Genomic DNA, 26,153 nt, shown 5'->3' with positions numbered 1-26,153 from the left:
AAAACGGCGACAGCGCCGATGCACCCGTCTTTGACTGCGAATAGTAATAAGACGAATCGGCGTGCGTGATACTTAAATGCTCGCGTGAACCTGGAGCGGCCGTGCGGCGTGGAAAGGCGGGGACGGAAAGCGGCGGGGGAAAGTCGTGGGGTGTTTCATTAACTGCTATCGCGCGGGCCGCGGTGTGCGAGCGAGATTAAAACCGCTGGCACACCGCGAACCTTGCGCCTGCTTCGATCAGGCGATCTTGCGACCGGATCAACGGCGGTTCGAACCCGACACCACGTCGATCCACACGGCCAGCACGAGGATGCCGCCCTTCACGATCATCTGCCAGTACGCGTCGACGTCGAGCATCGACATGCCGTTGTCGAGGCTCGCCATCACGAGCGCGCCGATCAGCGCGCCGTACACGGTGCCGGAACCGCCGCGCATCGACGTGCCGCCGATGAAGCACGCGGCGATCGCATCGAGCTCGCCCATCGAGCCGGCCGACGGCGAACCGGCGGCGAGCCGCGCCGTGTTGACGATGCCGGCGAACGCGCACATCAGCCCCATCAGCGCGAAAATCGCAAGCTTCACGCGGTCGGTGTTGACACCCGACAGGCGCGTCGCTTCGAGGTTCGAGCCGACCGCGTAGATGCGGCGTCCGAACACGGTCTGCGTCGCGATCCACGTGAAGATGCCGAGCAGCGCGAGCAGCAGCAACACCGGCACCGGAATGCCGCCGTAGTTGTCGAGCATCGCGACGAAGCCGGCGAGAATCGCGCCCGCGCCGACCACCTTCGCGACGTCCTGCCAGAACGGCACGACGCGCAGCTGATAACGCTGCCGGTTGGCGCGTTGGCGGATCGTCAGGAAGGCCAGCAGCACGAACAGCACGACGGCGAGCGTGTCCCCGGCAATGCGCGGCAGATAGCCCTGGCCGACGAACACGAAGCTGTCCGACACCGGCGCGATCGTCGAGCCGCCGGTAATGCCGAGCAGAATGCCGCGATACGCGAGCATGCCGCCGAGCCCGACGATAAACGACGGCACGCGCCGATACGTCGACCACCAGCCGTTGAACAAGCCGACCACGATGCCGATTAGCAGCACGACCGGAATCGTCACGCCGATCGGCCAGTGCCGGTTCACGTCGAAAATCGCAGCGACGCCGCCGAGCAAACCGAGCAGCGAACCGACCGACAGATCGATCTCACCGGCGATGATCACGAACACCATGCCGCACGCCAGCATGCCGGTAATCGACATCTGCCGCAGCAGATTCGACAGATTACGCGGCGTGACGAACGCGCCGTGGGTGAGCGCCGAAAAGAAAATCCAGATCACGGCGACGGCGATCAGCAGCGCGAGAATCTTGTAGCGCGCGAACAGTTGCTGCAGCCGTTGCGTGCCGCCGAATGCGCCTCGCGGCGCGGCGTTGTCGGTGCGTTGGGAAGTTACGTCGGGAGTCATGCGGCACTCGCTGCGGTTGGGTTCGTAGATAGATGCACGGGGCGGATCGCGGCGCCGAGAATGTCTTCCTGCGTGAGACCGTCGTTGACGAAGTCGCCGCGCAACTCGCCCTCGCCGATCACCAGCACACGGTCGCTGATGCCGAGCACTTCCGGCAATTCGGACGACACCATCACGATCGACATGCCGCGCTGCGCCAGCTGGAAGATCAGCTTGTAGATCTCGTACTTGGCGCCGACGTCGACGCCGCGTGTCGGTTCGTCGAGGATCAGCACGGTCGGGTTGGTCAGCAGCATGCGCGTGAGCACGGCCTTCTGCTGATTGCCGCCCGACAGACTTGCAATCGATAGCATCGGATTCGCGGCGCGCACCGAAAGCCGCTTCATTTCCGTATGAATCGTGTCGAGTTCGGCCGCGGAATCGATGCGTCCGCCCGACGCGAAGCGCTGCAATACCGCAAGCGTGATGTTATGGCCGACGCTCATGCCCGGCACGATGCCGTGGCGTTTGCGGTCCTCCGGCACCATCGCGATGCCGGCGCGAATCGCGTCGATCGGCGCGCGGATTTTCAGCGGCTTGCCGTCGAGCACGACGTGCGCCTCGCTGATCCCCGCATACGCGCCGAAGATCGCCTGCATCAGCTCGGTGCGGCCCGCGCCGACGAGCCCGGCGACGCCGAGAATCTCACCGCGTCGCAACGAGAACGACACGTCGTCCACGCGCTTGCGGCGCGGATTCGTCACGTCGAAACACGTAACGTTGCGGGCTTCGAAGATCACGTCGCCAATCGGATGCGGCTCGCGCGGAAACAGGTTCTTGATCTCGCGGCCGACCATCAGCGAGATGATCCGCTCGGTCGTCAGCGAACGCATCGGCTCCGTGGCGACATGGCGGCCGTCGCGAATCACGCTGATCGTGTCGCAGACTGCCGCGACTTCGTCGAGCTTGTGCGAGATGTACACGCAGGCAATGCTGCGCCGTTTCAGATCGCGCACGATGTCGAGCAGGATCGCGATTTCCGAGGCGGTCAGCGACGACGACGGTTCGTCGAGAATCAGCAGCTTCGCGCGCTTGTTCAGCGCCTTCGCGATTTCGATCAGCTGCTGATGGCCGCCGCCGTAGTTCATCACGGGCTGCGCAGCGTTGATGCCGCTGATGCCGAGTTCGCGCAGCAGTTCGTCCGCGCGCTGATACATCGCCGCGTAATTCATGCGGCCGCCCGGCAGCGTGATTTCGTTGCCGAGAAAGATGTTTTCCGCGACCGACAGCTCCGGCACGAGCATCAGTTCCTGGTGGATGATGATGATGCCCGCGCGTTCGGTGTCGCGTACGCTCGCGGCCTTCAGCGTTTCGCCTTCCCAGGTGATTTCGCCATCCCAGGTTCCGTGCGGATACACGCCGGATAGCACCTTCATCAGCGTCGATTTGCCCGCGCCGTTTTCACCGCACAGGCCCACGCATTCGCCCGGCGATACGGTCAGATCGATGCCGTCGAGCGCCTTTACGCCGGAAAAAGCTTTGACGATGCCGCGCATCGTCAGAAGAGGTTGCGTCATTCGCTATGCCTCGCTGCAAGTTGGGCCGATGTTCGAGCACGCTCCCGGGCGCGACGGCCCGGGAGCGTGGCTTTCACATCAAACCCGTCTCAGTGTTATTTGCTCGCGAGTTGCTGTTGCGTGTAGAAGCCGTCCTTCACGACGGTGTCGAGGTTCGCCTTCGTCAGCTTGGTCGGCTGCAGCAGCACCGTATCGACCTTCTTCTTGCCGTTGTCGTACTGCGCGTTGAACCCCGGCTTGTCACCCTTCGCCAGCGCGACCGACAGCTTGGCCGCTTCGCCCGCGATCAGCTTCAGCGGCTTGTAGACCGTCATCGTCTGCGTGCCGGCCGCCACACGTTTCACCGCTGCGAGGTCGGCATCCTGGCCCGAGATGGGTACCTTGCCCGCGAGGCCTTGCGCCGCGAGTGCCTGGATCGCGCCGCCAGCGGTGCCGTCGTTCGAAGCGACGACTGCGTCGATCTTGTTGTTGTTCGCGGTCAGCGCGTCTTCCATGATGCGCAGCGCGGTCGATGCGCTCCACTCCGGCACCCACTGCTGGCCGACGACCTTGATGTCGCCCTTGTCGATCGCCGGTTGCAGCACCTTCAGCTGGCCCTGGCGCAGCATCTTCGCGTTGTTGTCGGTCGGTGCGCCGCCGAGCAGGAAGTAGTTGCCCTTCGGCCGCACGTCGTAGACGCCCTGCGCCTGCATTTCGCCGACTTTCTCGTTGTCGAACGAGATGTATGCGTCGATATCGGCGTCGAGGATCAGGCGGTCATACGACACGACCTTGATGCCCGCTTTGCGTGCTTCGGCCACCACGTTGCCGAGCGTCTTCGAATTGAACGGCACGATCACGATTACGTCGACGCCGCGCGAGATCAGGTTTTCGATCTGCGAGATCTGACGCTCTTCGCTCGCATCGGCCGACTGCACCGACACCTTCGCGCCGAGCTTTTCCGCTGCGGCGACGAAATAGTCGCGATCGCGCGACCAGCGCTCGACACGCAGATCGTCGATGCAGAAGCCGATTTCCGGATGATCCTTGCTGGCATGCGCGAGCGGCGCGGCGAGCGACAGGCTGGCGAGTACCGCGCCGCACAGCAGCGAGCTCAGTACGTTACGACGCATTGCGAACTTCATTTTTGTCTCCTTCGTTAGTGATCGCCGGAATACCGGACGTATCGGTCTGCGCTGCGAGCCGCAGACTCGGACAAGCGACAACCCACAGCTTGCTGGTGCGCGCGGTCCGCGTGGCCGCGCGATCTTTATTCAACGTCCGCTATAAATCGCCTGATTTACGATGTTTTCCATCTGTTCCTGCTGCCCGCTCACATGCCGCGGATTCAGATCGCGCGCCAGTGTGTCGTCCGCGAGCGTCGCCAGCGAATACTCGCCGGACAGGATCTTGCGGCCGAACTCGCCATCCCAGCCCGCGTAGCGTTGCCGCTTGAACTGCTCGAGGCGCTCGTTTTCGACCAGCACCGCCGCGCGTTCGAGACCGAGCGCGAGGTTATCGATCGCGCCGATGTGGCCATAAAACAGGTCTTCAGGATCGACACTCTGGCGCCGCACTTTCGCATCGAAGTTCATGCCGCCGGTCGTGAAGCCGCCGTGGCGCAGAATCTCGTAGAAGGCCAGCGTCAGTTCCTCGACGCTGTTCGGGAATTGATCGGTATCCCAGCCATTTTGCGGATCGCCGCGATTCGCATCGACGCTGCCGAAGATGCCGAGCGCAAACGCGGTCGCAATCTCGTGATGGAACGAGTGGCCCGCGAGCGTCGCGTGATTGGCCTCGATGTTGACGCGGATCTCCTTGTCGAGACCGTGCTGCAACAGGAAGCCGTGCACGGTCGCGACGTCGTAGTCGTATTGGTGCTTGGTCGGCTCCTGCGGCTTCGGCTCGATCAGCAGCGTGCCCTTGAAACCGATCTGGTGCTTATGCTCGACCACCATGTGCAGGAAGCGCGCGAACTGCTCACGCTCGCGCACGAGGTCGGTGTTCAGCAGCGTGTCGTAGCCTTCCCGTCCGCCCCACAGCACGTAGTTCTCGCCGCCGAGGCGCAGCGTCGCGTCGAGCGCATGACGCACCTGGGTCGCCGCAAAGGCGAACACCTCCGGATTCGGGTTGGTCGCGGCGCCGGCCGCGTAACGCGGATGCGAAAACAGATTCGCGGTGCCCCACAGCAATTTGATACCGGTATCCTGCTGCTTGCGCGCGATGTAGTCGGATACGCGCAGGAAGTTTTCGCTGTATTCCTTGACGCTCGCGCCTTCGGGCGCGACGTCGGTATCGTGGAACGTGTAGTACGGCGTGCCGAGCTTCGAGAAGAATTCGAACGCGGCGTCGGCTTTCTGAAGCGCCCGCTCCATTGCGTCGCCGGGTTGCTGCCACGGCCGCCGGAACGTGCCCTGACCGAAGATATCGACGCCGGGCCATACGAACGTATGCCAATAGCACACGGCGATACGCAAATGCTCCTCGAGCGTTTTACCGAGTACCTTCCTGGTTTTGTCGTAGTGACGGTACGCGAGTGGGTTGTCCGATTGCGGGCCTTCGTATCGAATCTCGGGAATGTGTTCGAAGTAGGACATCGGCGTCTCCGGTCGGCCCGAGTTGCCGCAAGGCGACTACTCGGGTCCCATGAAAGGTTTTCTTTGCATTCTTCACTGCGACCCGCGCGACTTGGCCGTGCAGGCCGACGAGGTGACGCAATGCTGCCGCTTGCACGATGTGCCGGCAATTGCGAAATTTCGCAGCGCGCTTGATGTTTCTTACCGCCCGCGCGTTTGTTTACTGCCGGCGCGCGATTCGACGCCTAGAATAGCCAGACGCTTAAAAACGGGATTGCCCCCAGGCACCCGACACAATGGAGACACAGGCGCGTGGTCCATCGTCCGCACGCCGCACACCGCCATGACCCGTCCACAAGCACCTCAGACAACCCATCGGATCGCGCTGCTGTTCAACGCGAACAAGGTCTACGATCGCGAGATCATCACCGGCATCGGCAACTACCTGCTGTCGACGCGCGTCGCGTGGGATCTCTTCCTGGAAGAGGACTTCCGCTGCCGGCTCGCCGGTATCCAGCGCTTCGACGGCGACGGCATCATCGCGGACTTCGACGATCCCGCCGTTGGCGAAGCCCTGCGCGACTGTCCGCTGCCGGTGGTCGCGGTCGGTTCGTCATATGAAGATCCGACGCAGTACCCCTCGGATTTACCCTATATCGCGACCGACAACAGCAAGCTCGTGTCGCTCGCGTACACGCATCTGATCGGCGCGGGCCTCGAAAACTTCGCGCTGTACAGCCTGCCGCAGGCGCAGGAAAACCGTTGGGCGCAACAGCGCGAACTCGCCTTCGCGCATCTGCGCAGCGCGGACGGACGCAGCGCGGCGCAGATCGATAGCGAGATCTATCGCGGTCTGTCGACGAGCGCGCCCTCCTGGAATCAGGCCATCGAACAGCTGACCACATGGCTGCGGCAACTGCCGAAGCCGGTCGGCATCATCGCGGTGACCGACGCGCGTGCACGGCATTTGCTCCAGGCATGTCTGATCGCGGGCATTCCGGTGCCCGAGGAAGTCGCGATCATCGGCATCGACAACGATCCGCTCACACGCACGCTGACGCGCATTCCGCTGTCGTCGGTGATACAGGGGACCGAGGAAATGGGCCGTACCGCCGCGCACATCCTGCATCAGATGCTGCACGGCGCGCGCTTTCCCGGGCGCCGCATTCTGGTGCCGCCGGTCGGCATCAACGTGCTCGAATCGACGCGGCATCAGCCGCTCGCGAGTCCGTACGTGATGCGGGCGCGCCATTTCATTCGCCAGTACGCGTGCCAGGGCATCCGCACCGAGCAGGTGGCCGACTATGTGGGCGTGTCGCGTTCGTCGCTCGAAGAGTATTTCCGGCGCGAGCGGCAATGCACCGTGCATCAGGAGATCCTGCGCCACAAGCTCGACGTCGCGAAGTCGCTGCTCGCGAAACGCGATGCGTCGAGCGCGGAGGTCGCGATTCGTTGCGGCTTCACGTCGCTGCAATACATGTACGCGGTTTTTCGCCGCGAACTCGGCTGCACGCCGCGCGAATACCAGGAGCGCGTAGGCCCGAAGACGAAAACCACTGGCTGAGCATGCTTTTCTATTTTTTCTTCGCACCGACCACATGATCAGCATCGCACAACTCTCTTCCGAACCATGGGGCACGCTGCAGGGCGGCGATCGAGTCCGGCTCTATACGCTGCGTAATGCACATGGCATGAAAGTCGCCATCAGCGACCTCGGCGCGACGCTGGTTTCGTGGCACGCGCCGGATCGCGCCGGACGTCTCGGCGATATTCTGCTCGGCCACGACACGCCCGCCGAATACGTGGCGGCCTCGACTTACATGGGCGGACTGATCGGCCGCTGGGCGAACCGGATTGCGGGCGCGCGCTTTGCGCTCGACGGCATCGAGTACACGCTGGATCGCAACGAAGGCCCGAACCTGCTGCATGGCGGCACGGTCGGTTTTCATCGTGCGTTGTGGGACGTGGCCGAGGACGACGGCGCGCTGCTGATGCGCCTGGAGTCACCCGAAGGCGACGCCGGTTTTCCGGGCAACGTGACGGTGCAGGTGCGCTATTCGCTCGACGACGACGGCACGCTGACGATCGGCTACGAAGCGATCACCGACGCGCCTACGCCACTCAATCTGACCAGCCATCCGTACTTCAACCTGACCGGGCGCGCGGGCACCGACATTCGCGGCCACGTGCTGTCGATCGACGCCGAGCGCTTTTTCGAAGTCGACGCGACGATGATTCCGTGCAAGCTCGCCGACGTCGCGGGCAACGCATTCGACTTCCGGCAGAGCGCGCCGATTGGCGGCCGGCTCGACTGGCCGCACTCGCAACTCGCGCGCGCTGGCGGCTTCGATCATTGCTACGTGCTGCGCGAGGCGCCGACAGACGCGATAAACGGCGACCACGGCCACGCGCCGCCGCTGCGCGAAGTCGCCTGCGCATACGATCCCGGGAGCGGACGCGAACTGACCGTCGCGACCGATCAGCGGGGCTTGCAGTTTTACACGGGCAACGCGTTGAACGGCAACCCGGGACGCGGCGGCGTTCGCTATCAACGGCACGCCGGCTTGTGCCTCGAGGCGGGCGGTTTTCCGAACGAGGTCAATATGAGCGGCCTGGACGAAGTGATCGTGCGACCCGGCGATACTTACCGGCAAATCACGACTTATCGCGTCGATGTGCGCGAAGGTGTGTGACCAGATTCACGGGCGCTTTTCCAGTGTTTTACGAACACCGCGACGGCGAGATTACAGCTCGCCGACTAGCCGTTCTCTGCAATACTGAATTAGTCGACTAGTGGTTTTCCCGAAGTACGCACCCTTCTAGACTGTTTTTATGGCGCCGGCATCCCTGCGGCGCCCGATAGACAACTACGGAGGGAAACATCATGAAATCGCTTATTCAAGCAGTTGCGCTTACGGCCGTGATCGCTGCCGCGCCGGTCGCGTCGTTCGCACAATCGGAACAGCCGATCACGCGAGCCGAAGTCAAAGCGGAACTGCAGCAACTCGAACAGAATGGCTATAACCCGGCCATCTCGCTCGATGCGCAGTATCCCGCGGACATTCAGGCGGCCGAGGCACGCGTCGCCGCGATGAACGGGAAGGGACAAGCCGATACCTCGGGTTACGGGTCGCCGATGGGCGGATCGTCGCAATCAGGCCATCATCCGATGGTAGTTAATCCGGACGGTCAATAACGAGTCGCGAACGTGTTGCGAATATCCGCAGCGAGGAAAGACTCGTGAGTTAGCGGCTTTCCAGTCTTTGCGGTTTTCGCCGTTTCTGACCGATATGAAGCGAGCGCATGTTTTCAACGCATGCGCTCGCTTTTCTACTTATGTGCGGCTCTAACAACGTACCGCTAATTCCGACGCCGCCGCGGATTCAGCCTGACCGTGCCTGCGGGCATTCCGTCTGATACCAGATGTTCACCTGACGCTGCGCGCGTTCGAGACTCGCCGGATAGTCGGGATCAAAGCGTCGTTCAGGGTGGTAGCCTGCCTGCTGCAGAGCTGTCAGTTCGCTCATGCTCCGCTGATGCGTGGCCGGCGCCTTGTTCCTGAGGTCGGTCAGGTCCTGGCATTGCGTCGCACTCAGATGGGTTTGCGCACCGCCGTTCCCGCCGCCCGCGGCGCAGCCAACGAGTGTGAGGAACAACAGGGCAGGGATCGACCGCATCTGCGTGGCGATGTTCATGTCGCGCCTCCTTGATGAAAGTGTCCTTCGCATTTCTGAGCCGGCTTGTTCGCCTGTCGGCATTTTGAATTATTCGCACCACCTGTGAAAGTCGCCGCCAATTTCATCAGCCGCGCTTTCGATACGGACATAGACTTTCCCCTGGTGAATGCCGATTTGCCCACGCATCAGTTGAACCGACGTTTTCCCCTCAACGAGGGAGCCGCGCTCCCTCACTCCAAGGAGACCCGCGATGCCCCGCACCGCCGCTGAAAAACGCGCCGCTTTCCGCGCGCTGCACTCGTCTGGCTGTTTCGTGCTGCCCAATCCGTGGGACGCGGGCAGCGCCCGTTATCTGCATACGCTCGGCTTCAAGGCGCTCGCCACCACCAGTTCTGGTTTTGCGTGGTCGACCGGACACGCGGACAACACCTTGCCGCGCGAAACGATCCTCGCCCACCTGCGGGCGATCGTCGATGCGACCGATCTGCCGGTCAACGCCGACTTCGAAAACGGCTTCGGCCGCGATCCGGACGAAGTCGCCGAGAGCGTGGCGCTCGCGGTGGCAACGGGCGTCGCGGGTCTGTCGATCGAGGACTCGTCCGGCAACCCCGCCGCGCCGCTGTTTCCGGTCGACGTCGCGGTGCAACGGCTCAGCGCGGCGCGCCGTGCGATCGATCAGAACGGCGGCGATACGCTGCTGGTGGGCCGCGCGGAAAACTTCGTCGCCGGCAAGCCCGATCTCGACGATGCGATCGCGCGGCTGAAGGCCTATGCGGCGGCGGGCGCCGACTGCCTGTATGCGCCCGGCATCCAGACGCCCGAGCAGATCGAAGCAGTGGTCGCGGCCGTCGCGCCGAAGCCCGTCAATCTGCTGATCGGCTCGACCTCGACGCTGACGTTGCAGGACGTGGCCGCGCTCGGCGTGCGGCGGATCAGCGTCGGCGGCGGCCTCGCTCGCGCGGCGTGGGGTGGCTTCATGCAGGCCGCTCAGGCGCTGGCCGATGGCCGCTTCGACTTCACCGGCGCGGTGGCGGGCAAGCAGCTCAATGAGCTTTTCAATCGCAACGCGTGAAAAACGGCGTGCGCACAGGTGTTCGCGCGCCGCGTCGACGTGATTGGAAAGCGGCGGCGTTTCCGATGAGAAAAGCGCGCGAACGCCTGAATCGGCGCCCAACGGCACCGATCACGCCAAATGTTATGATCGGAAACATTGTTCGCTCCGATTTAGCGCATACCCGACCCGCAGCAAGCCTCATGGACACCCATCTCAGCAAATCCGCCGACACCGCGTCCACCGATCTCGGCCGGCGCGTGCGCGCCGCCCGTCAGGCGCAGGATCTGACGCTCGAAACCGCGAGCCGCCTGTGCGGCGTCTCGCGCTCGACACTGTCGAAAATCGAAAACGGCCTGATGTCCCCCACTTTCGACGTGCTGCAGAAAATCGTGCTGGGCCTGAAGATCGAAATCGGCGAACTGTTCGGCTCGACGCCGAAAGTCAGCGCGAGCGGCCGGCGCGCGCTGACGCGCAAAAACGAAGGCCAGCGCCACGCGTATCGCGGCTATCAGATGGAGTTGCTCGCTACCGATCTCGCGCACAAGGCGATGCTGCCGTTTCGCATCCGCATCTCGGCGCACACGCTCGACGCTTTCGACGACTGGGGCCGCCACGAAGGCGAGGAGTTTCTCTACGTGATCAGCGGCAGCGTGTGCCTCTATTCGGAGCTGTACGCGCCGACGCATCTGAACGCGGGCGACAGCCTCTACTTCGACAGCCGCACGGGTCACGCGGCGGTGTCGACCAGCGAGGAAGACGCCGAAGTGTTGTGGATGGCGACCAATGCGGACCTTCCGCATACACCGCCTGCCGCGAACGATTCAGCGAAGAAATAGCGCGCCCTGCACGGCGCGCGTGTACTCAGCGCGCCGCCAGCGCGCGTTGCGCGAGTTGCGCAATATGCAGTGCGTGTCGCCCCGTACCGTGCTCGATCTGCTCGCGACAACTGAAGCCGTTGGTCAGCACGATCGTTTCCGCGTTGGCCGCCATCGCGTCGCGCACCGCCGGAAATAGCTTGTCCTCGCCGATCTTTTCCGACAACGCGTGATGCTCGACATTGAAGCCGAACGATCCCGCCATCCCGCAGCAACCGGTATCGAGCAGCTTCCATCTGACGCCGAGCTTGTTCAGCAGCGCCGCATCGCCCTGCATGCCGAATAGCGCCTTCTGATGACAATGGCCATGCACGATCACGTTGGCCGCGAGCGTCGGCCACTCGAACGGCTGACGCGCGACGAAATCGGCGAACAGATACGTTTGGGCGGACAGCTTCTTCGCCAACGCATGATCGGGGAGTTGTTTCAGCAACTCGTCCTTGAACACCGATAGACAGCCAGGCTCCAGACCGACCAGCGGCACGCCGGCGGCGATGTCGTCCGCGAGATCGTCGACGATATGCGTAAGCAGTTCGCGCGCGCGTTCGAGCAGACCGAAGTCGTATAGCGGACGCCCGCAGCACAGACGCTTCTTCGGCAGCACCACGTGCCAGCCGAGTTGCGCGAGCACATCAGCTGCGGCCCGCGCGATCTCGGGCGTGAAATGGTCGTTGAACGTGTCGACCCACAGGATCACTTTCTTTGCGTCGCCGCCGCGCGCATCAATCGCGGATGCTTGCGACGATGCGCTCCGTCTATAAGTCGCGGCGGCGAAGCGCGGCAACGCACGGGTCTGCGGCACACCCGCCATCCATTTGCCGAGCGCGGACAAACCGGGCGCCGTCGTCAGAAAATTGGTCACGCGGGAAAAACGCGCGGCCCACGGCGCCCATTCGCCGATCCGCCCCATGAACAGCGCCTGACGCGGCCGCCGATTGTTCTCATAGTAGTGAGAAAGGAACTCCGCCTTGTACGACGCCATGTCCGTATGCGTCGGGCAATCGGATTTGCAGCCCTTGCATGCGAGGCAGGTATCGAGCGCATCTTTCACTTCGCGGCTGTTCCAGCCATCGGCGATCACGTCGCCTTGCAGCATTTCCCAGAACAGATGCGCGCGCCCGCGCGTCGAGTACTTTTCCTCATGCGTGCCGCGATAGCTCGGACACATCGTGCCGCCTTCGAGCGAGCGGCATTTGCCCATGCCGATGCAGCGTTCGATCGCACGCTGAAAGCCGTCGCCTTCCTGGCTCGCGAACGCGAGCTTCGTATGCAGCGTTACCGGCTTGTACGCGGGACCCGTGCGCAGGTTTTCGTCGGCGCGGTATGCATGCACGACCTTGCCCGGATTCAAACGATTCGCCGGGTCCCAGATCGCCTTGAATTGCTCCATTGCCTGCATCAGTTCAGGGCCGTACATGATCGGCAGAAACTCGGCCTTCGCCTGGCCGTCGCCGTGTTCGCCCGACAGCGAGCCGCCGAATTCGACCACCAGTTCCGCCGCTTCGCGCAAGAACCCGCGCCACGTCGCGATACCTTCCGCGCTGCGCAGATCGAACGTGATGCGCGCGTGCACGCAGCCGTCGCCGAAATGGCCGTACAGGCTCGTCTCGTAGCCATAGCGATCGACGAGCGCCTGAAACGCGCGCAGATAATCGCCGAGCCGCAGCGGATCGACCGCGGCGTCTTCCCACCCGACCACCGGATCGGGCTTGTCGCGATCCACCGATAACGCAACCGCCGACGCGCCGGTCTCACGAATCGACCACACGTTCGCCTGCAATGCGCGATCTTCGACGAGCACCGTCGAGATATCCGGACCCGCCGCGCCCGACTGAAAATACGCGGCGGCGTCGCGCGCCTGCTGCAGTACTTCATGCTGCGTATCCGCGCCGAATTCGAGCACGACCCACGCATCGCCTTCGGGCAGCAGTGCGATCTCATCCTTCTTCAGACCGCGCGCCTGCAAGCCGCGAATGATCGCGCGGTCGAGTCCCTCGACTGCGATCGGCCCGCAGCGCATGAAATGCGGCACGGCGTCCGCCGCCGTATAAATGTCGGTAAAGCCGACCACGACGATCACGCGCCTCGCCGGACTCTTCACGAGCCTCACTTTGGCCTGCAACGTGACCGCGCAGGTGCCTTCGCTGCCAACCAGCGCACGCGCGACGTTGAAGCCGTTTTCCGGCAGCAGTTGATCGAGATTGAAGCCCGACACGCGCCGCTTGATCCGCGGGAACTTCGCGCGAATCCGTTCCGCGTAGGTGTCGCGCAGTTGCTTGAGCGCCGCATAGATTTCGCCTTGACGACCACCCGCCGCGATGATGCGTTCGAGTTCTTCTTCGGAGGTCGGGCCGACCCAGAAACGCGCGCCGTCGAAGGTGGCGATTTCGAGCGCCTCGATGTTCTCGACGGTCTTGCCGGCCATCACCGAATGCGCGCCACACGAGTTGTTCGCAATCATGCCGCCTAGCGTGCAGCGGCTATGCGTGGCGGGATCGGGCGCGAACGTGAGACCGTGCTGTTCGGCGGCATCGCGCAACGAGTCGCACACGACGCCCGGCTCGACGATCGCGACGCGCGCCAGCGGATCGATCGAGACGACGCGGTTCAGATACTTGCTCGCATCGGCGACGACCGCGACGTTCACGCACTGGCCGTTCTGCGACGTGCCGCCGCCGCGCGCGAGGAACGGCACGTCGTTGCGACGGCATGCGGCGAGTGTCGCGAGCAGATCGTCGAGATCGGCCGGCACCACCACACCGAGCGGGACTTGCCGATAGTTCGACGCATCCGACGCATACAGTGCTTTGGAACCCTGATCGAAGCGCACTTCGCCGCGCACATGCTGGCGCAGGTCGCTTTCGAGCGCGTGCAATACCGCGGCGCTGCCCGCGAAAGGCCTGGCGACATGCGGTTCATTCGAAGCGCCGCGCTCGCCGACCCCGCGCTCTTCATCCAATGACAATGACGTCCCCACTGCGCTCCTCGTCTGCGATGCCGGCGCTCGCGCCGTCGTATGCGCTCAGGCCGCCTGGCTTGCGGTCATCCGGAAGATGCCCTGCGCGTTGCCCGCGTCGAAACGCAGGTCCGTTTCCCAGCGGCGCGTGTCCTGATCGAAACTGCGCTTGCGCGTGATGAATTCGTAGAATGAGCCCGGCACGTCGCGCATGACGACACTGCCGTCGGCCGCGCGAAACTCGCGCTGCACGAGATCCGCGCGATACGCGGTCTGGAAAACGCGCCCGGAACGCGAATGCTCGACTTCCGGCTTCATCGGCCGGCCCTTCGCCTTCTCTTCGTCCGACAGCTTGAATACATCCGCGACGCGGTCGGTCGCGTGATTGAACGCGTTACCTTCGGTCGCGATCCACGCCATCTCCGCCGATTCCTTCAACAATACTTCGTAGTCGGCTTCGCGTGGCACCTCGTGCTGACGCGCGAACGCACCGACTATTACCGGTAGCAACTCTTGCGCCGCATCGATCGGCAGCACGCCGTCGCGTTCGAGTTCCCACAACAGGCCATTAGCGCGCGGCGTCAACGGATCGCGCGATGCACCGATCACGTTCGTCACCGCCTGCTGGAACGCCGCGGAAAAACGTTCCGGGTGCAGTTCACTGACGAAGAACTGCGCGATCTCGTCGGGCGCGTCGTCATGCGCCCACGCGCGGCCGGTCATGCCGAGCCGATCGAGCGCATAACGGCCGTTGATCCGAAAGCCGAGCGGCCGCAGGATGCGCGCGAACGCGGCCTCGCCGGGCGGCAGCGCGCCGCTGTGGGGCCAGCGCACGGTGCGCAGCGCGCCATGATCGAAGTACACGCTGCCGCCGCCGGCGACGGTTTCCTCCGTATAGCGGCGGCCGTTCTCCGAGCGCGCGAGCAGATCGTCGAACAGCGCCATGTTCATCGCCTGCGCGAGTTCCGCACGCGTGACGCTGCCGCTTTCCCACTCGTTCAGCACATGCGGGTGATTCAGCGTCGCAAACAGGCGCGCGGTTTTCTCCGCGCCCAGCAGTTCCACTAGCAGTTGTTCGACGTTCGCATTCTTCGAGTTTCGCATCCGGCTTCTCCACGCTATACGCTGAGCGCCCCCAGAAGCGCTCATGACGGGCGAGATTATTCAAAATCCGCTCCGCCCCCGTAAAGCGAGATAAAATCGCCACTTGATGCGTTTTTGGAATTAAGGTGCGAAAGTTCAAGATTCCCAACATGGGCGCGCTGCTCGCGTTCGAAGCCGCGGCGCGGCACGAGAGCTTCACGCATGCGGCGCGCGAGCTGTTCCTCACCGAAAGCGCGGTGTCGCGACAGATCAATACGCTCGAAAGCAACCTCGGCGTGCGGCTGTTCGTGCGCGTCAAGCAACGCGTGGTGCTGACACGCGCGGGCAACGTCTACAGCGCGCAGGTGCGACGCTCGCTCGAACACCTCGATCGCGACACGTTGTCGATCATCGCGCACGGCAGCGGCGGCGGTTATCTGGAACTCGCGGTATTGCCGACGTTCGCATCGCAATGGCTGATTCCGCGCATGGCCACATTCAATGAACGATACCCGGATGTGCGCGTGAACATGGGCGTGCGTACCGCGACGTTCCCTTTCGCCGACACGCATTTCGAAGCGGCGATTCACTACGGCAAGCCGACGTGGCCGGGTACATCGGCCGATTTTCTGTTCAGCGAGGAAGTCGTGCCGGTCTGCGCGGCGAGTCTGCTGAAGCGGCCGATCCGCAATGTCGCCGAACTGCTCAACTATCCGCTGCTGCATTCGACGACGCGACCCGATGGCTGGGCAACCTGGTTCGCGAATTTCGGCGTCGACGACAACCGCACGATGCAAGGCGTGCGCTATGAACTGCACACGATGCTGATCAGCGCAGCCGCGGCCGGACTCGGCATTGCGCTGGTGCCGCGCTTTTTCGTCGACACGCAGTTGCAGCAGTTCGGTCTCGTGATTCCGTTCGACGGACCCGCCGTCGCCGACGCCGCGTATTACCTCGTGTACCCAACGGAGTTGAGCCACGGCAAACCGCTCGCGAATTTCCGCGAGTGGCTGCTGCGCGAAGCGGCCGCGTACGGTGCGATTTATCCGGAGTTGGCGGAGCGGCCCGAGGGGGCGTGAGGAAAACACCGGTCGCATGCGTGATTGGATCAATCACACATGCGACCGTGTGAAACTCAGTTGCCGGCGCGCGCCTGCGCCAATGCAGCCAGGTTGCCTTCGCCGAAGCCATGATGTCCCTGGCGTTGCACGATCTCGAAGAAGATCTCGCCAGCGCGACGGCGCACGAAGGTCTGGAAAAACAGCAGCGGCACGCCGTCCGCGCCGATCTCGCCATCCACGAGCACGTGCGTGCGCCGCAGCCGCTCGACATCGAGCCCGTGGCCCGGCAAGCGCGCATCGAGCTGCTCGTAGTAGCGCGGCGGCGGCTCGACGAATTCGACGCCGTTCGCGAGCAGACGCTCGACGCACGCGAAGATGTCGTCGGTAGCGAGCGCGATGTGCTGCACGCCTTCGCCCGGATGATCGGGCAGATACTCGTGCATCAGGTTGGTCCGGCGCGTGCCTTCCTCGTACAGCGGTATGCGGATCGCGCCGCACGGCGACACCATCACGCGCGATTCCGCCGACACGTGCCAATTCGCGTGCAACTCGTGAATCTCGCGGAAATTCAGCAGGTCGCGATAGAAGTCGATCCACTCCTGCATGCGGCCTTCGCCCACGGTTTGCGTCAAATGGTCGACCGCGATCAGGCCGCTGCCCGCGTGACTCAGATCGGCCTCGGCCGTGTCGATTTCGATGGGGCGAAAGTCGATGTCGAAGATCGAGATGTCGCCGAGGCCGCCGCGCTGGCCGCCGCGCCCGCGCCAGCGATCGACGAAATAGATGTGCGAATCGCCGATGCCTTGAATCGCCGGAATCAGCAGTTCGCCGGCCCCGAGACGTTCGCCCTCGAACTCCCACGCGCCGAGTTCCACCGCGCGTTCGAACGCGCGCTGCGCGTTGGCGACCCGAATCCCGATCGCGCAGATGCCGACCCCGTATTCCTCCGCGTAGCGCGCCGCGAACGAATCGGGCTCCGCGTTGATCAGGAAATTCATCTCGCCCTGACGGTACAGCGTCACGTCCTTGCTGATATGACGCGCAATCGCCTTGAAGCCGAGCCGCTTGAAGGTCTCGCCGAGCGCTTGCGGATCGCGGGCGGCGAACTCGACGAATTCGAGGCCGGCCGTGCCGAGCGGATTGTGCTCCGGCGCCATTACGGCGTGCTGCGCGGCCTCGGGAGTGGGCAAGTCGCTGGGCATGGCAATCTCCTTGTACGGTCTTTCGATGCGGCGGCCGGTCGTTCCGGGATTCAGCGCGAACCGTTCCGGCCGTTCGCGTGGTCTGCGTGACGCTCGCCCGCTCGTGGCTTGCACGCGGTGTGCCGCGAAAAAAACGGGCTGCGGCGGCTTTCGCACCGTGTTTTTACACCGGGTCCCTGGGCATTCGCAACCGTCATTTTGTACTGGATGGTTCATCCATCGACCGGCATGCCGATGGGCGCGCGGGGACATACGTGCGGCAGGCCGCCGAATCACTCGAGCGGCGCGTCGCCCGGACCGCTTTTGCGCACCGTTTTGCCGCCGGTTTTAGCGGTGTTTTTGCCCGCATCCTTGCCCGACACTGCCGCCATTCTGCCCCGCGCGACCTCGCGCACCGCCTCGATGAACGCGCGCCCCACCGCCGACGGCTGCGTATCCGAGCGACGGATCAGCCCCACCGGCTCGCCGGTGCCCGCAAACGGCAACGGCAAGCGCACCAGCATGCCGTGCGCGAGTTCGTATTCGACCGCGCTTTGCGGCACGAACCACACCGCGCCGTTTTCGAGCGTCAGCGCACGCCCCGTCGATACCGACAACACCTCGACGAACCCCGACAACGGCGCCACGCCCCACGCGCTCAGCAGGCTTTCGGTCGACTGGCGGATCAGCGTGCCGAACGGCGGCAGCACGATCGGAAAATCGTCCAGCGACGTGGCCGGCAAGGCCGTTCCCTGCGCGAGCGGATGCCCGGCGCGCACGACCGCGATCAGCGGCTCGGTAAACAGCTGCTCGAAGCTCAGGCCGACCATCCGCTCGGGGTCCGCGAGGCGGCCGATCGCGAATTCGATCGAGCCCGCTTTCAGGCGTTCGAGCAATTCCGGATTTGCGCCGGTCGCGAGGCGCACGATCACGCGCGGCCACTGCGTCGAGAACTGTTTCAGCACGGGCGGTATCAGCGCCGCGGCGACGGTGGGCAGCACGCCGACTTCGAGCGTCGCGGCGGCCGCGCCCTCGTCGCGCGCGAGCAGATCGACGCCCTGGCGCAGCGCGCTCACGCAGGCGCTTGCGTGCGGCATGAAAAGCTGCCCCTCGCGCGTCGGCACCGCGCCGTGACGGCCGCGCTCGAACAGCTTCACGCCGAGAATGGTTTCCAGCTCGGCGACCGTCTTCGATACCGCCGGCTGCGTGATCGACAGACTGTCCGCCGCCCGCTGGACGCTGCCGAACTGCGCGACGGCCAGAAAGCACTGGAGATGACGAAATTTGACGCGGCTATCCGCGAGACTGCGTTGCATAACGAAAGGTTATACGAAACGGGCAAAAACGTCATTTTTCATAACCGCCTGCTTTGTATAAAGTGCGAGTCATAACGCCGCATCCCCCGATTCCTCCAACGGAGACACTTCATGGAAGATTCAATTCTTTCCCCGCGAGATTTCGCGTCCCATCCCGAGTACATCTATCCGCCGTACGGTTCGTCGGTCAAGCGCGGCCCGACCCGTCCGCTGATTCCGCTGAAAGAACGTCTGCGCGACCAGCGCGTGCCGGTCTACGGCACCGACGACCTCGACGCGCTCGACAACGACCTGACCCGCAACGCGGTGCGCAATGGCGAACCGCTCGGCGAGCGCATCATCGTGACGGGCCGCGTGCTCGACGAAGGCGGCCGTCCGGTGCGCAACACGCTCGTGGAAATCTGGCAGGCGAACGCCGCCGGCCGCTATGTGCACAAAGCCGACCAGCACGACGCGCCGCTCGATCCGAACTTCCTCGGCGCGGGCCGCTGCATCACTGACAACGAAGGCCGTTATCGCTTCCTGACCATCAAGCCGGGCGCGTATCCGTGGGGCAACCATCCGAACGCATGGCGTCCGCAGCACATCCACTTCTCGCTGTTCGGCGACCACTTCGGCTCGCGTCTCGTCACGCAGATGTACTTCCCCGGCGATCCGCTGCTCGCGTTCGACCCGATCTACCAGGGCACGCCGGAGAGCGCCCGTGAGCGCATGATCTCGAAGTTCTCGCTCGACACTACGCAAGAGGCCTATGCGCTCGGCTACGATTTCGACATCGTGCTGCGCGGCCCGAACGAAACCCCGATGGAGCGCTAAGCCATGACGACTCTCAAGCAAACGCCTTCGCAAACCGTTGGTCCGTACTTCGCCTACGGTCTTGTCCCGCAGCAATACGACTTCGACTACAAGAGCCTGTTCACCAACGTTCTGGCCGAGATGGAAGCGGCCGGCGAGCACATCACGATCGTCGGTCAGGTGTTCGACGGCGACGGCAAGGTAGTCGGCGACGCGATGATCGAAATGTCGCAAGTCGACTCGAACGGCCACTATCCGGAATCGCGCGACGAGATCCTGAAGACCGGTTTTCACGGCTTTGCGCGCGTCGGCACCGGTACGGACCCGCATAAGCGCTTTATCGTCGAGACGGTGAAGCCGGGCCGCGCGAACCCCGACGAAGCGCCGCACATCGACGTGATCCTGACGATGCGCGGCATGCTGCTGCACACGTTCACGCGCATCTATTTCGAGGACGAAGCGCAGGCGAACGAGCAGGACGCCGTGCTGGTGTCGGTGCCGGCCGAGCGCCGTGGCACGCTGATTGCGCGCCGCGTTGCCGGGACGGCCAACGTGTATCGCTTCGACATCCACATGCAGGGCGACAAGGAAACCGTGTTTTTCGACCTGTGATGCGCGGTCTGTCGCGAAACTCCGAGCAGTAACGATTAAGCCCGCCTCGCGCGGGCTTTTTTTCGCGCGGGCGTTTCGCGGTGCGGCTGCGCGCGCTCAGCAGCGGAAGTGATCGATGCTCTGTCCGGCGTGAATCGCGCGCGCGAGCCACGCCGGTTTATCGCCGTGACCGTCCCACGTGTTGCCGAACGCGTCGCGATACTGCACCGCGGCCACGGCGTTCGCATCGGCTTCGAGCGATTCGGCCAGTGCTTCGAGGGTGATGCTGTGGTCGTCCATGCGTCGGCGGATCCACGCGATCATGCGCTCGCGCAGGTTCTCGTCGCGTTCGAACAGTCGTTGTTGTCCTTCTCGTTGTTTCATAACGTATTGGTGTCGCAGCTCTTGCTGGCATTAGACAAACTGGCAACTCGCATAGCAACGCGAGGCTCGTGCTTAATTCAATTTGAACGAATGCAATTCGACGAATTCACGCGATCCCTGCAAATGCGTAAAAACCCGCATTTGCAACTGATGCCTGTCAGAGTCTGGATTAAAGCGCTGGGATCAAGCGAATCGGCTACTCGAAGAATCGAAGGGGGCTCGAATTGCGCCCGTGTTTCGCTTCGTGCGTCGCCTCGTCGTGGCGAGGGAACATTATCGAAAGCGATTCTAGCATTCGATGTATTTTGGCCGCAGCAAAGAAGTTTTTCTAATTGTACTGATTGCGGTACTTCCGAGTTTTCGGTAATCGTGGCTTCCACCATCCGATTGGCGGACAATGCGAAACTCGGGATTCGCCAGAACATCTGGCATCGGCCCGACATCAGGAGACACGACCATGCCCGCCTCGACCGCCATCCTCACGATCCTCGCCGCGCTGCTATTGGGCGCGATGAGTCCGGGGCCCAGCTTCGTCATCGTCGCGCGCAATGCGATCGGTCTGTCGCGCGGCGACGGTCTCGCCACGGCGCTCGGCATGGGCATCGGTGGTGTGTTTTTTAGCGGCATCGCGCTGCTTGGGCTCTATACGCTGCTCGCGACGGTCGAATGGCTCTACGTCGGGCTGAAAGTGGCCGGCGGCGTCTACCTCGTTTATCTGGCGTCGAAAATCTGGCGCGGCGCCGCGAAGCCGCTCGCGTTCAGCGAAACGCAAACCCGCAATGGCGTCAATCCGCGCAAGTCGTTCTGGATCGGCTTGAGCACGCAGCTCAGCAATCCGAAAACGGCCGTCTATTACGGCAGTATCTTCGCCGCGCTGCTACCGCAGCATCCGCCGGTGTGGTGCTATTTCGCGCTGCCGCCGGCGATCTTCGCGATCGAAGCGGGCTGGTACACGATCGTCGCTCTGTGCTTTTCGAGCCAACGTCCGCGCGAAATCTATCTGCGCTGGAAGGCGTGGATCGACCGCATCGCCGCGAGCGCGGTCACCGCGCTGGGCCTGCGGCTGATTCTGAACGCGCACAAGGTGGGGATTTGACCTCAGCTTGAAACGGCGCGCGCCGACGTGACTCGGTGCGCGCCGCCGTGAGACAGCGGTAGTCGCGACGCGTTACGCCTTCCCCTCCGCCTTGATCCGCGCGCGCAACTCGAACTTCTGGATCTTCCCCGTCGAGGTTTTCGGCAACTCGCCAAAGCGCACCGCCTTCGGCAACTTGTAGCCGGCCAGGAACAGCCGGCAGTGCGCGATGATTTCCTCCTCGGTCGCCTGCGCGCCTTCCTTCAACTCGACGAACGCGCACGGCACCTCGCCCCACTTCGGATCGGCCATCGCGACCACCGCCGCCACCGACACCGCCGGATGCCGGTACAGCGTGTCCTCGACCTCGATGCTCGAAATGTTCTCGCCGCCCGAAATGATGATGTCCTTGCTGCGGTCGCGGATGCGGATATAGCCGTCGGCCGTGCGCACGCCGAGATCGCCGGTGTGGAACCAGCCGCCTTTAAAAGCGGCTTCGGTCGCGCGCTCGTTCTTCAGATAGCCCTTCATGCAGATGTTGCCGCGAAACATGATCTCGCCGATCGTTTCGCCGTCGTCCGGCACCGGCGCGAGCGTGTCCGCATCGAGCACCGCGACCGCCGCCTGCAGGTGATACCGCACGCCCTGGCGTGCGGTCAGGTCGGCGCTGATTTGCTCGTCGAGCGCGTCCCACTCCTGTTGCTTCGCGCAGACGGCCGCCGGCCCGTAGGTTTCGGTCAGCCCGTACACGTGCGTCAGATCGAAGCCGATCTGCTTCATCTTCGCGATCACTGCGGGCGGCGGCGCGGCACCCGCGACCATCGTCGACACGCGATGCGTAATGCCCTCGCGCCATTCGGCCGGCGCGTTCGCGAGCGAACTCTGTACGATCGGCGCTCCGCAGTAGTGCGTGATGCGCTCGCGGCGAATCAGCTCGAACACCGTCTTCGCGTCGAACTTGCGCAGACAGACGTTGACGCCCGCGCGCGCGGCCACGGTCCACGGAAAGCACCAGCCGTTGCAGTGAAACATCGGCAGCGTCCACAGATAGACCGCATGCTTCGGCATATCCCATTCGAGAATATTGCTCAGCGCGTTCAGATACGCGCCACGGTGATGGTAGACGACGCCCTTCGGGTCACCGGTCGTGCCCGACGTGTAGTTCAGCGCGATCGCGTCCCATTCGTCGGTGGGCGGAGTCCACTCGTAGGACGGGTCGCCGGTTTGCAGCAACTGCTCGTAGTCGGTCGCGCGGATGAACTGCGCGGCGTCGGCGGGCTGCGCATCGGCCACGCTGATCACGCGCAGTTCCGGGAATTCGAGCGCAGCGCGATGCGCGAACTCGCCATATTCCGTATCGACGATCAGTGCCTTCGCCTCCCCGTGGCGCAGCATGAACAGCAGCGTCGCGACGTCGAGCCGCGTGTTCAGCGTATTCAGCACGGCGCCGGCCATGGGCACGCCGAAGTGCGCCTCCACCATCGCCGGGATGTTCGGCAGCAGCGCGGCGACCGTATCGCCGCGGCCGATGCCGGCCCCGTGCAGCGCGCTCGCGAGCCGCCGCGCGCGCTCATAGGTCTCGCGCCAGTTCCGGCGGGTCTCCCCGTGGACGATCGCGAGCCGCTCGCCATACACTTGCGCTGCGCGCACGAGGAAATCGATCGGCGTCAACGGGACATAATTGGCCTCGCGCCGCCCGAGGCCTTCGTCGAACATGTGCTGTGTCATTGCTTCGTCTCCTGAGGCGCGAGCCGCGCCGCCGATGGTTGTGATCGTTTTCTATGAATAACCAGCGCCTAGCCTAGCAATTGTCGTCATGAACTGTCTGTCATTCAAATGACAGAGTGGCGCCACTGACGTCCCGCCTTGACCTGGCTCAGCCGGAACCGCTCCCAAGCCGCTTATCGCCGATGACCGACGCTCCTCTCACCGACCGCGCCGACTCCCGCCCGCCGCAACGCGTCGCGCTCGCCGACCTTGCGCGGCTGTTCTCCACCTGCGCATGGTTTCGCGCGCTCGCCGCCGAGCATCAGGCGATGGTGCTCGCCAGCGCGCACGCCGAGCACTTTGAAGGCGGCGCGTGGATCGCGCGTCGCCAGCAACCGTCCGACTATTGGATCGGCGTGCACTCGGGGCTAATCAAGCTCGCTATCTACAATGCGTCGGGCCGCAGCTGCACGCTGTCGGGCGTGCCGCCGGGCGGCTGGTTCGGCGAAGGCAGCGTGATCAAGCGCGAGTTGCGCAAGTACGACGTGGCCGCGATCCAGCCGTCGCTGGTGATGTTCGTGCCGTCCGCGACCTTCCATGCGCTGCTCGAAGCGAGCCTGCCGTTCACGGGTTTCGTGATCCGCCAATTGAACAACCGGATGGGGGAATTCATCGCGTCGATCCAGAACAGCCGGCTGCTCGACGTGGACGCTCGCGTCGCGCAATCGCTCGCGCAGCTGTTCAACCCGGATCTGTATCCGGACACGGGCCGCACATTGGCGATTTCGCAGGAAGAGGTCGGTCTGCTCGCGGGGGTGTCGCGGCAGCGCATCAATCAGGCGCTGCAGAACCTCGAGAAGCTGCGGATTTTGCGTCTGTCGTATAACCAGATCGAGGTGCTCGATCTCGAGCGGCTAGGTGCGTACGGACGGGAGCAGATCTAGCGGCGCGGCCGGCGCGGGCTACCCGGCGCGCACGCCGCCCTTGCGTGTCGCGCGCGTTTGGATTGCGGCATCTGTCTTGAACAGCGCGAGCATGATCGCGCTCAACACGCCCGATCTCTTCCAGCGCAGATAGTAGCGATGCGCGGTCTGGTACGGCACGTAGTGCCCGGGCATCGCGCTCCACGGCGCACGCGTGTGCAGCACCCACATCACGCTATTGAGCACGTGGCGAATATCGATCGGCGGACGACCACGCCGCGGGACGCCGTCATGCAGGGTTTCGGGCAATAGCGGCGCGACCTGTTGCCATTGCTCGTCGGTCAATTCCTGAACGACCGGCGTGGTCCCGATGGATTCGGAAGATGGACGATTCATGCGTGAAAGCGCACGCGTCAGGCGCGTGCTGGCGTCGCTCCAAAAGTAGTGTCGATACATCAACTCGTTCGAGACTACTCGAAGCTTGCCTGGGAGAAAGTCAACTTTTGTGATCCGAGCCGACGCAATCGTCAAAAATGGCAATAGGTTATTGCGTCAAAGCCCTGATGGCCCAACGCGGATCGTGGTCTATGATCGGCGCGCCCGGCGCCGCCGCCCCTCGGCGCGCGCCGCGGCCGAACTAGAAAATCTCTCTCCACACGCAGGAAATCCCTTGAGACACATCCGCTTTATCAAGGCTGCCGCGCTCGTCGGCGGCGCCGCGCTTGCCGTGACGTCCGAACAGGCTTCGGCACAAAGCTCGATCACGCTGTACGGCGTCGCCGACGTCAGCGTGCGCTATCTGACGAACTCCAACGCCAAAAACGACGACCGTCTGTACATGACCAACGGCGCGATCACCAACAGCCGCTGGGGTCTGCGCGGCTCGGAAGATCTCGGCGGCGGCCTGAAGGCGATCTTCGATCTGGAAAGCGGTATCAACCTGCAGAACGGCTCGGCCTCGGATAGCCAGCGCATTTTCAATCGCAACGCATACGTCGGCGTCAGCAGTCAGTACGGCACGCTGACGCTCGGTCGCCAGAAGACGCCGCTGTTCGACCTGCTCGGCGACACCTACGACCCGCTCACGGTCGGCAACTACAACGAGAACTCGTGGCTGCCTGGCGCGCTCGGCGCGGGGCTGTACGCGGATAACGCGGTCAAATACACGGGCACGTTCAAAGGTCTGACGGTGGCCGCGATGTACTCGTTCGGTACGAACTCGCAATCGACCGGCGAGGGCGGCTTCTCGGGCCAGGTGCCGGGCCATCTCGGCGCGGGCAACATGTACGGCTTCACGCTGTCGTACGTGGCGGGTCCGTTGTCGGTCGCGGCCGGCCTGCAGCAGAACAGCGACAACAGCAATCACAAGCAGACCATCTTCAACGCGAACGCGGTTTACGCGTTCAGCGCGACGAAGCTGTACGTCGGCTATCTGCATTCGAAGGACGACACCGGCTTCGTCGACAGTGCGCTCGCGCAGCAGACGCTCGTACCGGGCGTCGATATCGTCAAGGGCTCGGGCCGCATCGACAATGGACCGTTCGCCGGCGTCACGTGGCAGGCCACGCGCGCGCTGACGCTGACGGGCGCCGCGTACTACGACCACATGTCGAACGCGGCGATCGGCAATGGTCAGGTCGGCAGCGGCTATCGCTACACGTTCGTCGGATTGGCCGAGTACGCGCTGTCAAAGCGCACCGAGGTGTACGGCACCGTCGATTTCGACAAGGTGTCGGGCGCGGCCTCGGTCGAACTGCCGGGCCGCAACAACCAGACCGGCGTTGCGCTCGGTCTGCGGACGATTTTTTGAGTCTCCGGGTCGTCATGGCAAAACGGGCGTCCCCAAGGACGCCCGTTTTTTTGGCTCGCATACGGAAACCGGCTTACCGGTTTGCCGCACGCATAA

The 26,153-nt window shown here is 63.8% G+C and carries 23 protein-coding genes; 11 read left to right on the top strand and 12 right to left on the bottom strand.

Annotated features, from left to right (window positions below):
* Positions 1–258 precede the first annotated feature (258 nt).
* From ACLFKU_RS09155 to xylA, 4 genes are all read right to left on the bottom strand, one after another.
* Positions 259–1,458, bottom strand: coding sequence for a sugar ABC transporter permease (locus ACLFKU_RS09155; protein WP_410848836.1), 1,200 nt, complete (start codon positions 1,456–1,458; stop codon positions 259–261).
* The gene (gene xylG / locus ACLFKU_RS09150; RefSeq protein ID WP_410848835.1) at positions 1,455–3,014 is read right to left on the bottom strand and encodes a D-xylose ABC transporter ATP-binding protein; all 1,560 of its coding nucleotides are present in this window, start codon (positions 3,012–3,014) and stop codon (positions 1,455–1,457) included. Before xylG ends, ACLFKU_RS09155 begins: the two co-directional genes overlap by 4 nt.
* Before the next feature lie 95 nt (positions 3,015–3,109).
* On the bottom strand, positions 3,110–4,138 hold the full coding sequence (gene xylF / locus ACLFKU_RS09145) for a D-xylose ABC transporter substrate-binding protein (protein WP_013093030.1): 1,029 nt from the start codon (positions 4,136–4,138) through the stop codon (positions 3,110–3,112).
* A gap of 129 nt (positions 4,139–4,267) precedes the next feature.
* On the bottom strand, positions 4,268–5,590 hold the full coding sequence (gene xylA, locus ACLFKU_RS09140; RefSeq protein WP_368584087.1) for a xylose isomerase: 1,323 nt from the start codon (positions 5,588–5,590) through the stop codon (positions 4,268–4,270).
* Positions 5,591–5,912: 322 nt separating this feature from the next.
* Between xylA and ACLFKU_RS09135 the strand changes: the two genes are divergently transcribed.
* From ACLFKU_RS09135 to ACLFKU_RS09125, 3 genes are all read left to right on the top strand, one after another.
* Positions 5,913–7,133 (top strand): XylR family transcriptional regulator, encoded by a 1,221-nt coding sequence (locus ACLFKU_RS09135; RefSeq protein WP_018433875.1) that lies wholly within the window; start codon positions 5,913–5,915, stop codon positions 7,131–7,133.
* A gap of 34 nt (positions 7,134–7,167) precedes the next feature.
* Positions 7,168–8,262, top strand: coding sequence for an aldose epimerase family protein (locus tag ACLFKU_RS09130; RefSeq protein ID WP_410848834.1), 1,095 nt, complete (start codon positions 7,168–7,170; stop codon positions 8,260–8,262).
* A gap of 191 nt (positions 8,263–8,453) precedes the next feature.
* Complete coding sequence (locus ACLFKU_RS09125) at positions 8,454–8,765, top strand: DUF4148 domain-containing protein (RefSeq protein WP_368584089.1); 312 nt, start codon at positions 8,454–8,456, stop codon at positions 8,763–8,765.
* 187 nt (positions 8,766–8,952) lie between these two features.
* On the opposite strand, the gene ACLFKU_RS09120 is transcribed toward ACLFKU_RS09125, so the two are convergent.
* The gene (locus ACLFKU_RS09120) at positions 8,953–9,264 is read right to left on the bottom strand and encodes a hypothetical protein (RefSeq protein ID WP_410848833.1); all 312 of its coding nucleotides are present in this window, start codon (positions 9,262–9,264) and stop codon (positions 8,953–8,955) included.
* A 232-nt stretch (positions 9,265–9,496) separates the two neighbouring features.
* On the opposite strand from ACLFKU_RS09120, the gene ACLFKU_RS09115 reads away from it, so the two are divergent.
* Positions 9,497–10,318: an oxaloacetate decarboxylase gene (locus ACLFKU_RS09115; RefSeq protein WP_410848832.1), complete on the top strand. Its 822-nt coding sequence runs from the start codon at positions 9,497–9,499 to the stop codon at positions 10,316–10,318.
* 182 nt (positions 10,319–10,500) lie between these two features.
* Positions 10,501–11,136, top strand: coding sequence for a helix-turn-helix domain-containing protein (locus ACLFKU_RS09110; RefSeq protein ID WP_410848831.1), 636 nt, complete (start codon positions 10,501–10,503; stop codon positions 11,134–11,136).
* A 25-nt stretch (positions 11,137–11,161) separates the two neighbouring features.
* Here ACLFKU_RS09110 and ACLFKU_RS09105 read toward each other — a convergent pair whose 3' ends face one another.
* Together ACLFKU_RS09105 and ACLFKU_RS09100 are read right to left on the bottom strand one after the other, a co-directional pair.
* Positions 11,162–14,152 (bottom strand): FAD-binding and (Fe-S)-binding domain-containing protein, encoded by a 2,991-nt coding sequence (locus ACLFKU_RS09105; RefSeq protein ID WP_410848830.1) that lies wholly within the window; start codon positions 14,150–14,152, stop codon positions 11,162–11,164.
* A 45-nt stretch (positions 14,153–14,197) separates the two neighbouring features.
* Positions 14,198–15,235: a DUF1338 domain-containing protein gene (locus ACLFKU_RS09100; RefSeq protein WP_410848829.1), complete on the bottom strand. Its 1,038-nt coding sequence runs from the start codon at positions 15,233–15,235 to the stop codon at positions 14,198–14,200.
* 125 nt (positions 15,236–15,360) lie between these two features.
* Here ACLFKU_RS09100 and ACLFKU_RS09095 point away from each other — a divergent pair, with 125 nt between their 5' ends.
* Positions 15,361–16,293: a LysR substrate-binding domain-containing protein gene (locus tag ACLFKU_RS09095; RefSeq protein ID WP_410848828.1), complete on the top strand. Its 933-nt coding sequence runs from the start codon at positions 15,361–15,363 to the stop codon at positions 16,291–16,293.
* A 56-nt stretch (positions 16,294–16,349) separates the two neighbouring features.
* Here the strand turns inward: ACLFKU_RS09095 and ACLFKU_RS09090 are convergent, their stop codons facing one another.
* Positions 16,350–17,477 carry a 4-hydroxyphenylpyruvate dioxygenase family protein gene (locus ACLFKU_RS09090; RefSeq protein WP_410848827.1) on the bottom strand — a complete coding sequence of 376 codons (1,128 nt, stop codon included), beginning with the start codon at positions 17,475–17,477 and terminating at the stop codon, positions 16,350–16,352.
* 272 nt (positions 17,478–17,749) lie between these two features.
* Positions 17,750–18,772, bottom strand: a complete 1,023-nt coding sequence (gene pcaQ, locus ACLFKU_RS09085; protein ID WP_368584096.1) for a pca operon transcription factor PcaQ — start codon at positions 18,770–18,772, stop codon at positions 17,750–17,752.
* A 111-nt stretch (positions 18,773–18,883) separates the two neighbouring features.
* Between pcaQ and pcaH the strand changes: the two genes are divergently transcribed.
* Positions 18,884–19,588: a protocatechuate 3,4-dioxygenase subunit beta gene (gene pcaH, locus ACLFKU_RS09080; RefSeq protein WP_368584097.1), complete on the top strand. Its 705-nt coding sequence runs from the start codon at positions 18,884–18,886 to the stop codon at positions 19,586–19,588.
* Positions 19,589–19,591: 3 nt separating this feature from the next.
* Positions 19,592–20,179: a protocatechuate 3,4-dioxygenase subunit alpha gene (gene pcaG, locus ACLFKU_RS09075; protein ID WP_410848826.1), complete on the top strand. Its 588-nt coding sequence runs from the start codon at positions 19,592–19,594 to the stop codon at positions 20,177–20,179.
* A gap of 96 nt (positions 20,180–20,275) precedes the next feature.
* Here the strand turns inward: pcaG and ACLFKU_RS09070 are convergent, their stop codons facing one another.
* On the bottom strand, positions 20,276–20,542 hold the full coding sequence (locus ACLFKU_RS09070) for an H-NS family nucleoid-associated regulatory protein (protein WP_410848825.1): 267 nt from the start codon (positions 20,540–20,542) through the stop codon (positions 20,276–20,278).
* Positions 20,543–20,999: 457 nt separating this feature from the next.
* Here ACLFKU_RS09070 and ACLFKU_RS09065 point away from each other — a divergent pair, with 457 nt between their 5' ends.
* Positions 21,000–21,638, top strand: coding sequence for a LysE family translocator (locus tag ACLFKU_RS09065; protein ID WP_410848824.1), 639 nt, complete (start codon positions 21,000–21,002; stop codon positions 21,636–21,638).
* Positions 21,639–21,710: 72 nt separating this feature from the next.
* On the opposite strand, the gene ACLFKU_RS09060 is transcribed toward ACLFKU_RS09065, so the two are convergent.
* Entirely contained in the window at positions 21,711–23,345 is a 1,635-nt protein-coding gene (locus ACLFKU_RS09060; RefSeq protein WP_410848823.1) for an acyl-CoA synthetase, read from the bottom strand.
* 182 nt (positions 23,346–23,527) lie between these two features.
* Here ACLFKU_RS09060 and ACLFKU_RS09055 point away from each other — a divergent pair, with 182 nt between their 5' ends.
* Complete coding sequence (locus ACLFKU_RS09055; protein WP_368584102.1) at positions 23,528–24,268, top strand: Crp/Fnr family transcriptional regulator; 741 nt, start codon at positions 23,528–23,530, stop codon at positions 24,266–24,268.
* An 18-nt stretch (positions 24,269–24,286) separates the two neighbouring features.
* On the opposite strand, the gene ACLFKU_RS09050 is transcribed toward ACLFKU_RS09055, so the two are convergent.
* Complete coding sequence (locus ACLFKU_RS09050; protein WP_410848822.1) at positions 24,287–24,643, bottom strand: transposase; 357 nt, start codon at positions 24,641–24,643, stop codon at positions 24,287–24,289.
* Positions 24,644–24,926: 283 nt separating this feature from the next.
* On the opposite strand from ACLFKU_RS09050, the gene ACLFKU_RS09045 reads away from it, so the two are divergent.
* A complete protein-coding gene (locus tag ACLFKU_RS09045) occupies positions 24,927–26,057 on the top strand; it encodes a porin (protein ID WP_410848850.1) in 1,131 nt (376 codons plus the stop codon).
* Positions 26,058–26,153: the final 96 nt, after the last annotated feature.

Source organism: Paraburkholderia sp. EG304 (assembly GCF_046543485.1).
GTDB classification, from domain to species: domain Bacteria; phylum Pseudomonadota; class Gammaproteobacteria; order Burkholderiales; family Burkholderiaceae; genus Paraburkholderia; species Paraburkholderia youngii.
Note: the sequence above shows the minus strand (reverse complement) of the source record. Positions and strands in the feature narration are given on the sequence as shown.

Bases quoted from the DNA above. Each gene is read 5' to 3' on its own strand.
- pcaH (WP_368584097.1), top strand. From the start codon at position 18,884: ATGGAAGATTCAATTCTTTCCCCGCGAGATTTCGCGTCCCATCCCGAG.
- ACLFKU_RS09135 (WP_018433875.1), top strand. From the start codon at position 5,913: ATGACCCGTCCACAAGCACCTCAGACAACCCATCGGATCGCGCTGCTG.
- ACLFKU_RS09090 (WP_410848827.1), bottom strand. From the start codon at position 17,477: ATGCCCAGCGACTTGCCCACTCCCGAGGCCGCGCAGCACGCCGTAATG.
- pcaQ (WP_368584096.1), bottom strand. From the start codon at position 18,772: ATGCAACGCAGTCTCGCGGATAGCCGCGTCAAATTTCGTCATCTCCAG.
- pcaG (WP_410848826.1), top strand. From the start codon at position 19,592: ATGACGACTCTCAAGCAAACGCCTTCGCAAACCGTTGGTCCGTACTTC.
- ACLFKU_RS09100 (WP_410848829.1), bottom strand. From the start codon at position 15,235: ATGCGAAACTCGAAGAATGCGAACGTCGAACAACTGCTAGTGGAACTG.
- ACLFKU_RS09055 (WP_368584102.1), top strand. From the start codon at position 23,528: ATGACCGACGCTCCTCTCACCGACCGCGCCGACTCCCGCCCGCCGCAA.
- ACLFKU_RS09060 (WP_410848823.1), bottom strand. From the start codon at position 23,345: ATGACACAGCACATGTTCGACGAAGGCCTCGGGCGGCGCGAGGCCAAT.
- ACLFKU_RS09050 (WP_410848822.1), bottom strand. From the start codon at position 24,643: ATGAATCGTCCATCTTCCGAATCCATCGGGACCACGCCGGTCGTTCAG.
- ACLFKU_RS09070 (WP_410848825.1), bottom strand. From the start codon at position 20,542: ATGAAACAACGAGAAGGACAACAACGACTGTTCGAACGCGACGAGAAC.
- xylA (WP_368584087.1), bottom strand. From the start codon at position 5,590: ATGTCCTACTTCGAACACATTCCCGAGATTCGATACGAAGGCCCGCAA.
- ACLFKU_RS09155 (WP_410848836.1), bottom strand. From the start codon at position 1,458: ATGACTCCCGACGTAACTTCCCAACGCACCGACAACGCCGCGCCGCGA.
- ACLFKU_RS09125 (WP_368584089.1), top strand. From the start codon at position 8,454: ATGAAATCGCTTATTCAAGCAGTTGCGCTTACGGCCGTGATCGCTGCC.
- ACLFKU_RS09065 (WP_410848824.1), top strand. From the start codon at position 21,000: ATGCCCGCCTCGACCGCCATCCTCACGATCCTCGCCGCGCTGCTATTG.
- ACLFKU_RS09115 (WP_410848832.1), top strand. From the start codon at position 9,497: ATGCCCCGCACCGCCGCTGAAAAACGCGCCGCTTTCCGCGCGCTGCAC.
- ACLFKU_RS09110 (WP_410848831.1), top strand. From the start codon at position 10,501: ATGGACACCCATCTCAGCAAATCCGCCGACACCGCGTCCACCGATCTC.
- ACLFKU_RS09120 (WP_410848833.1), bottom strand. From the start codon at position 9,264: ATGAACATCGCCACGCAGATGCGGTCGATCCCTGCCCTGTTGTTCCTC.
- xylF (WP_013093030.1), bottom strand. From the start codon at position 4,138: ATGAAGTTCGCAATGCGTCGTAACGTACTGAGCTCGCTGCTGTGCGGC.
- ACLFKU_RS09130 (WP_410848834.1), top strand. From the start codon at position 7,168: ATGATCAGCATCGCACAACTCTCTTCCGAACCATGGGGCACGCTGCAG.
- xylG (WP_410848835.1), bottom strand. From the start codon at position 3,014: ATGACGCAACCTCTTCTGACGATGCGCGGCATCGTCAAAGCTTTTTCC.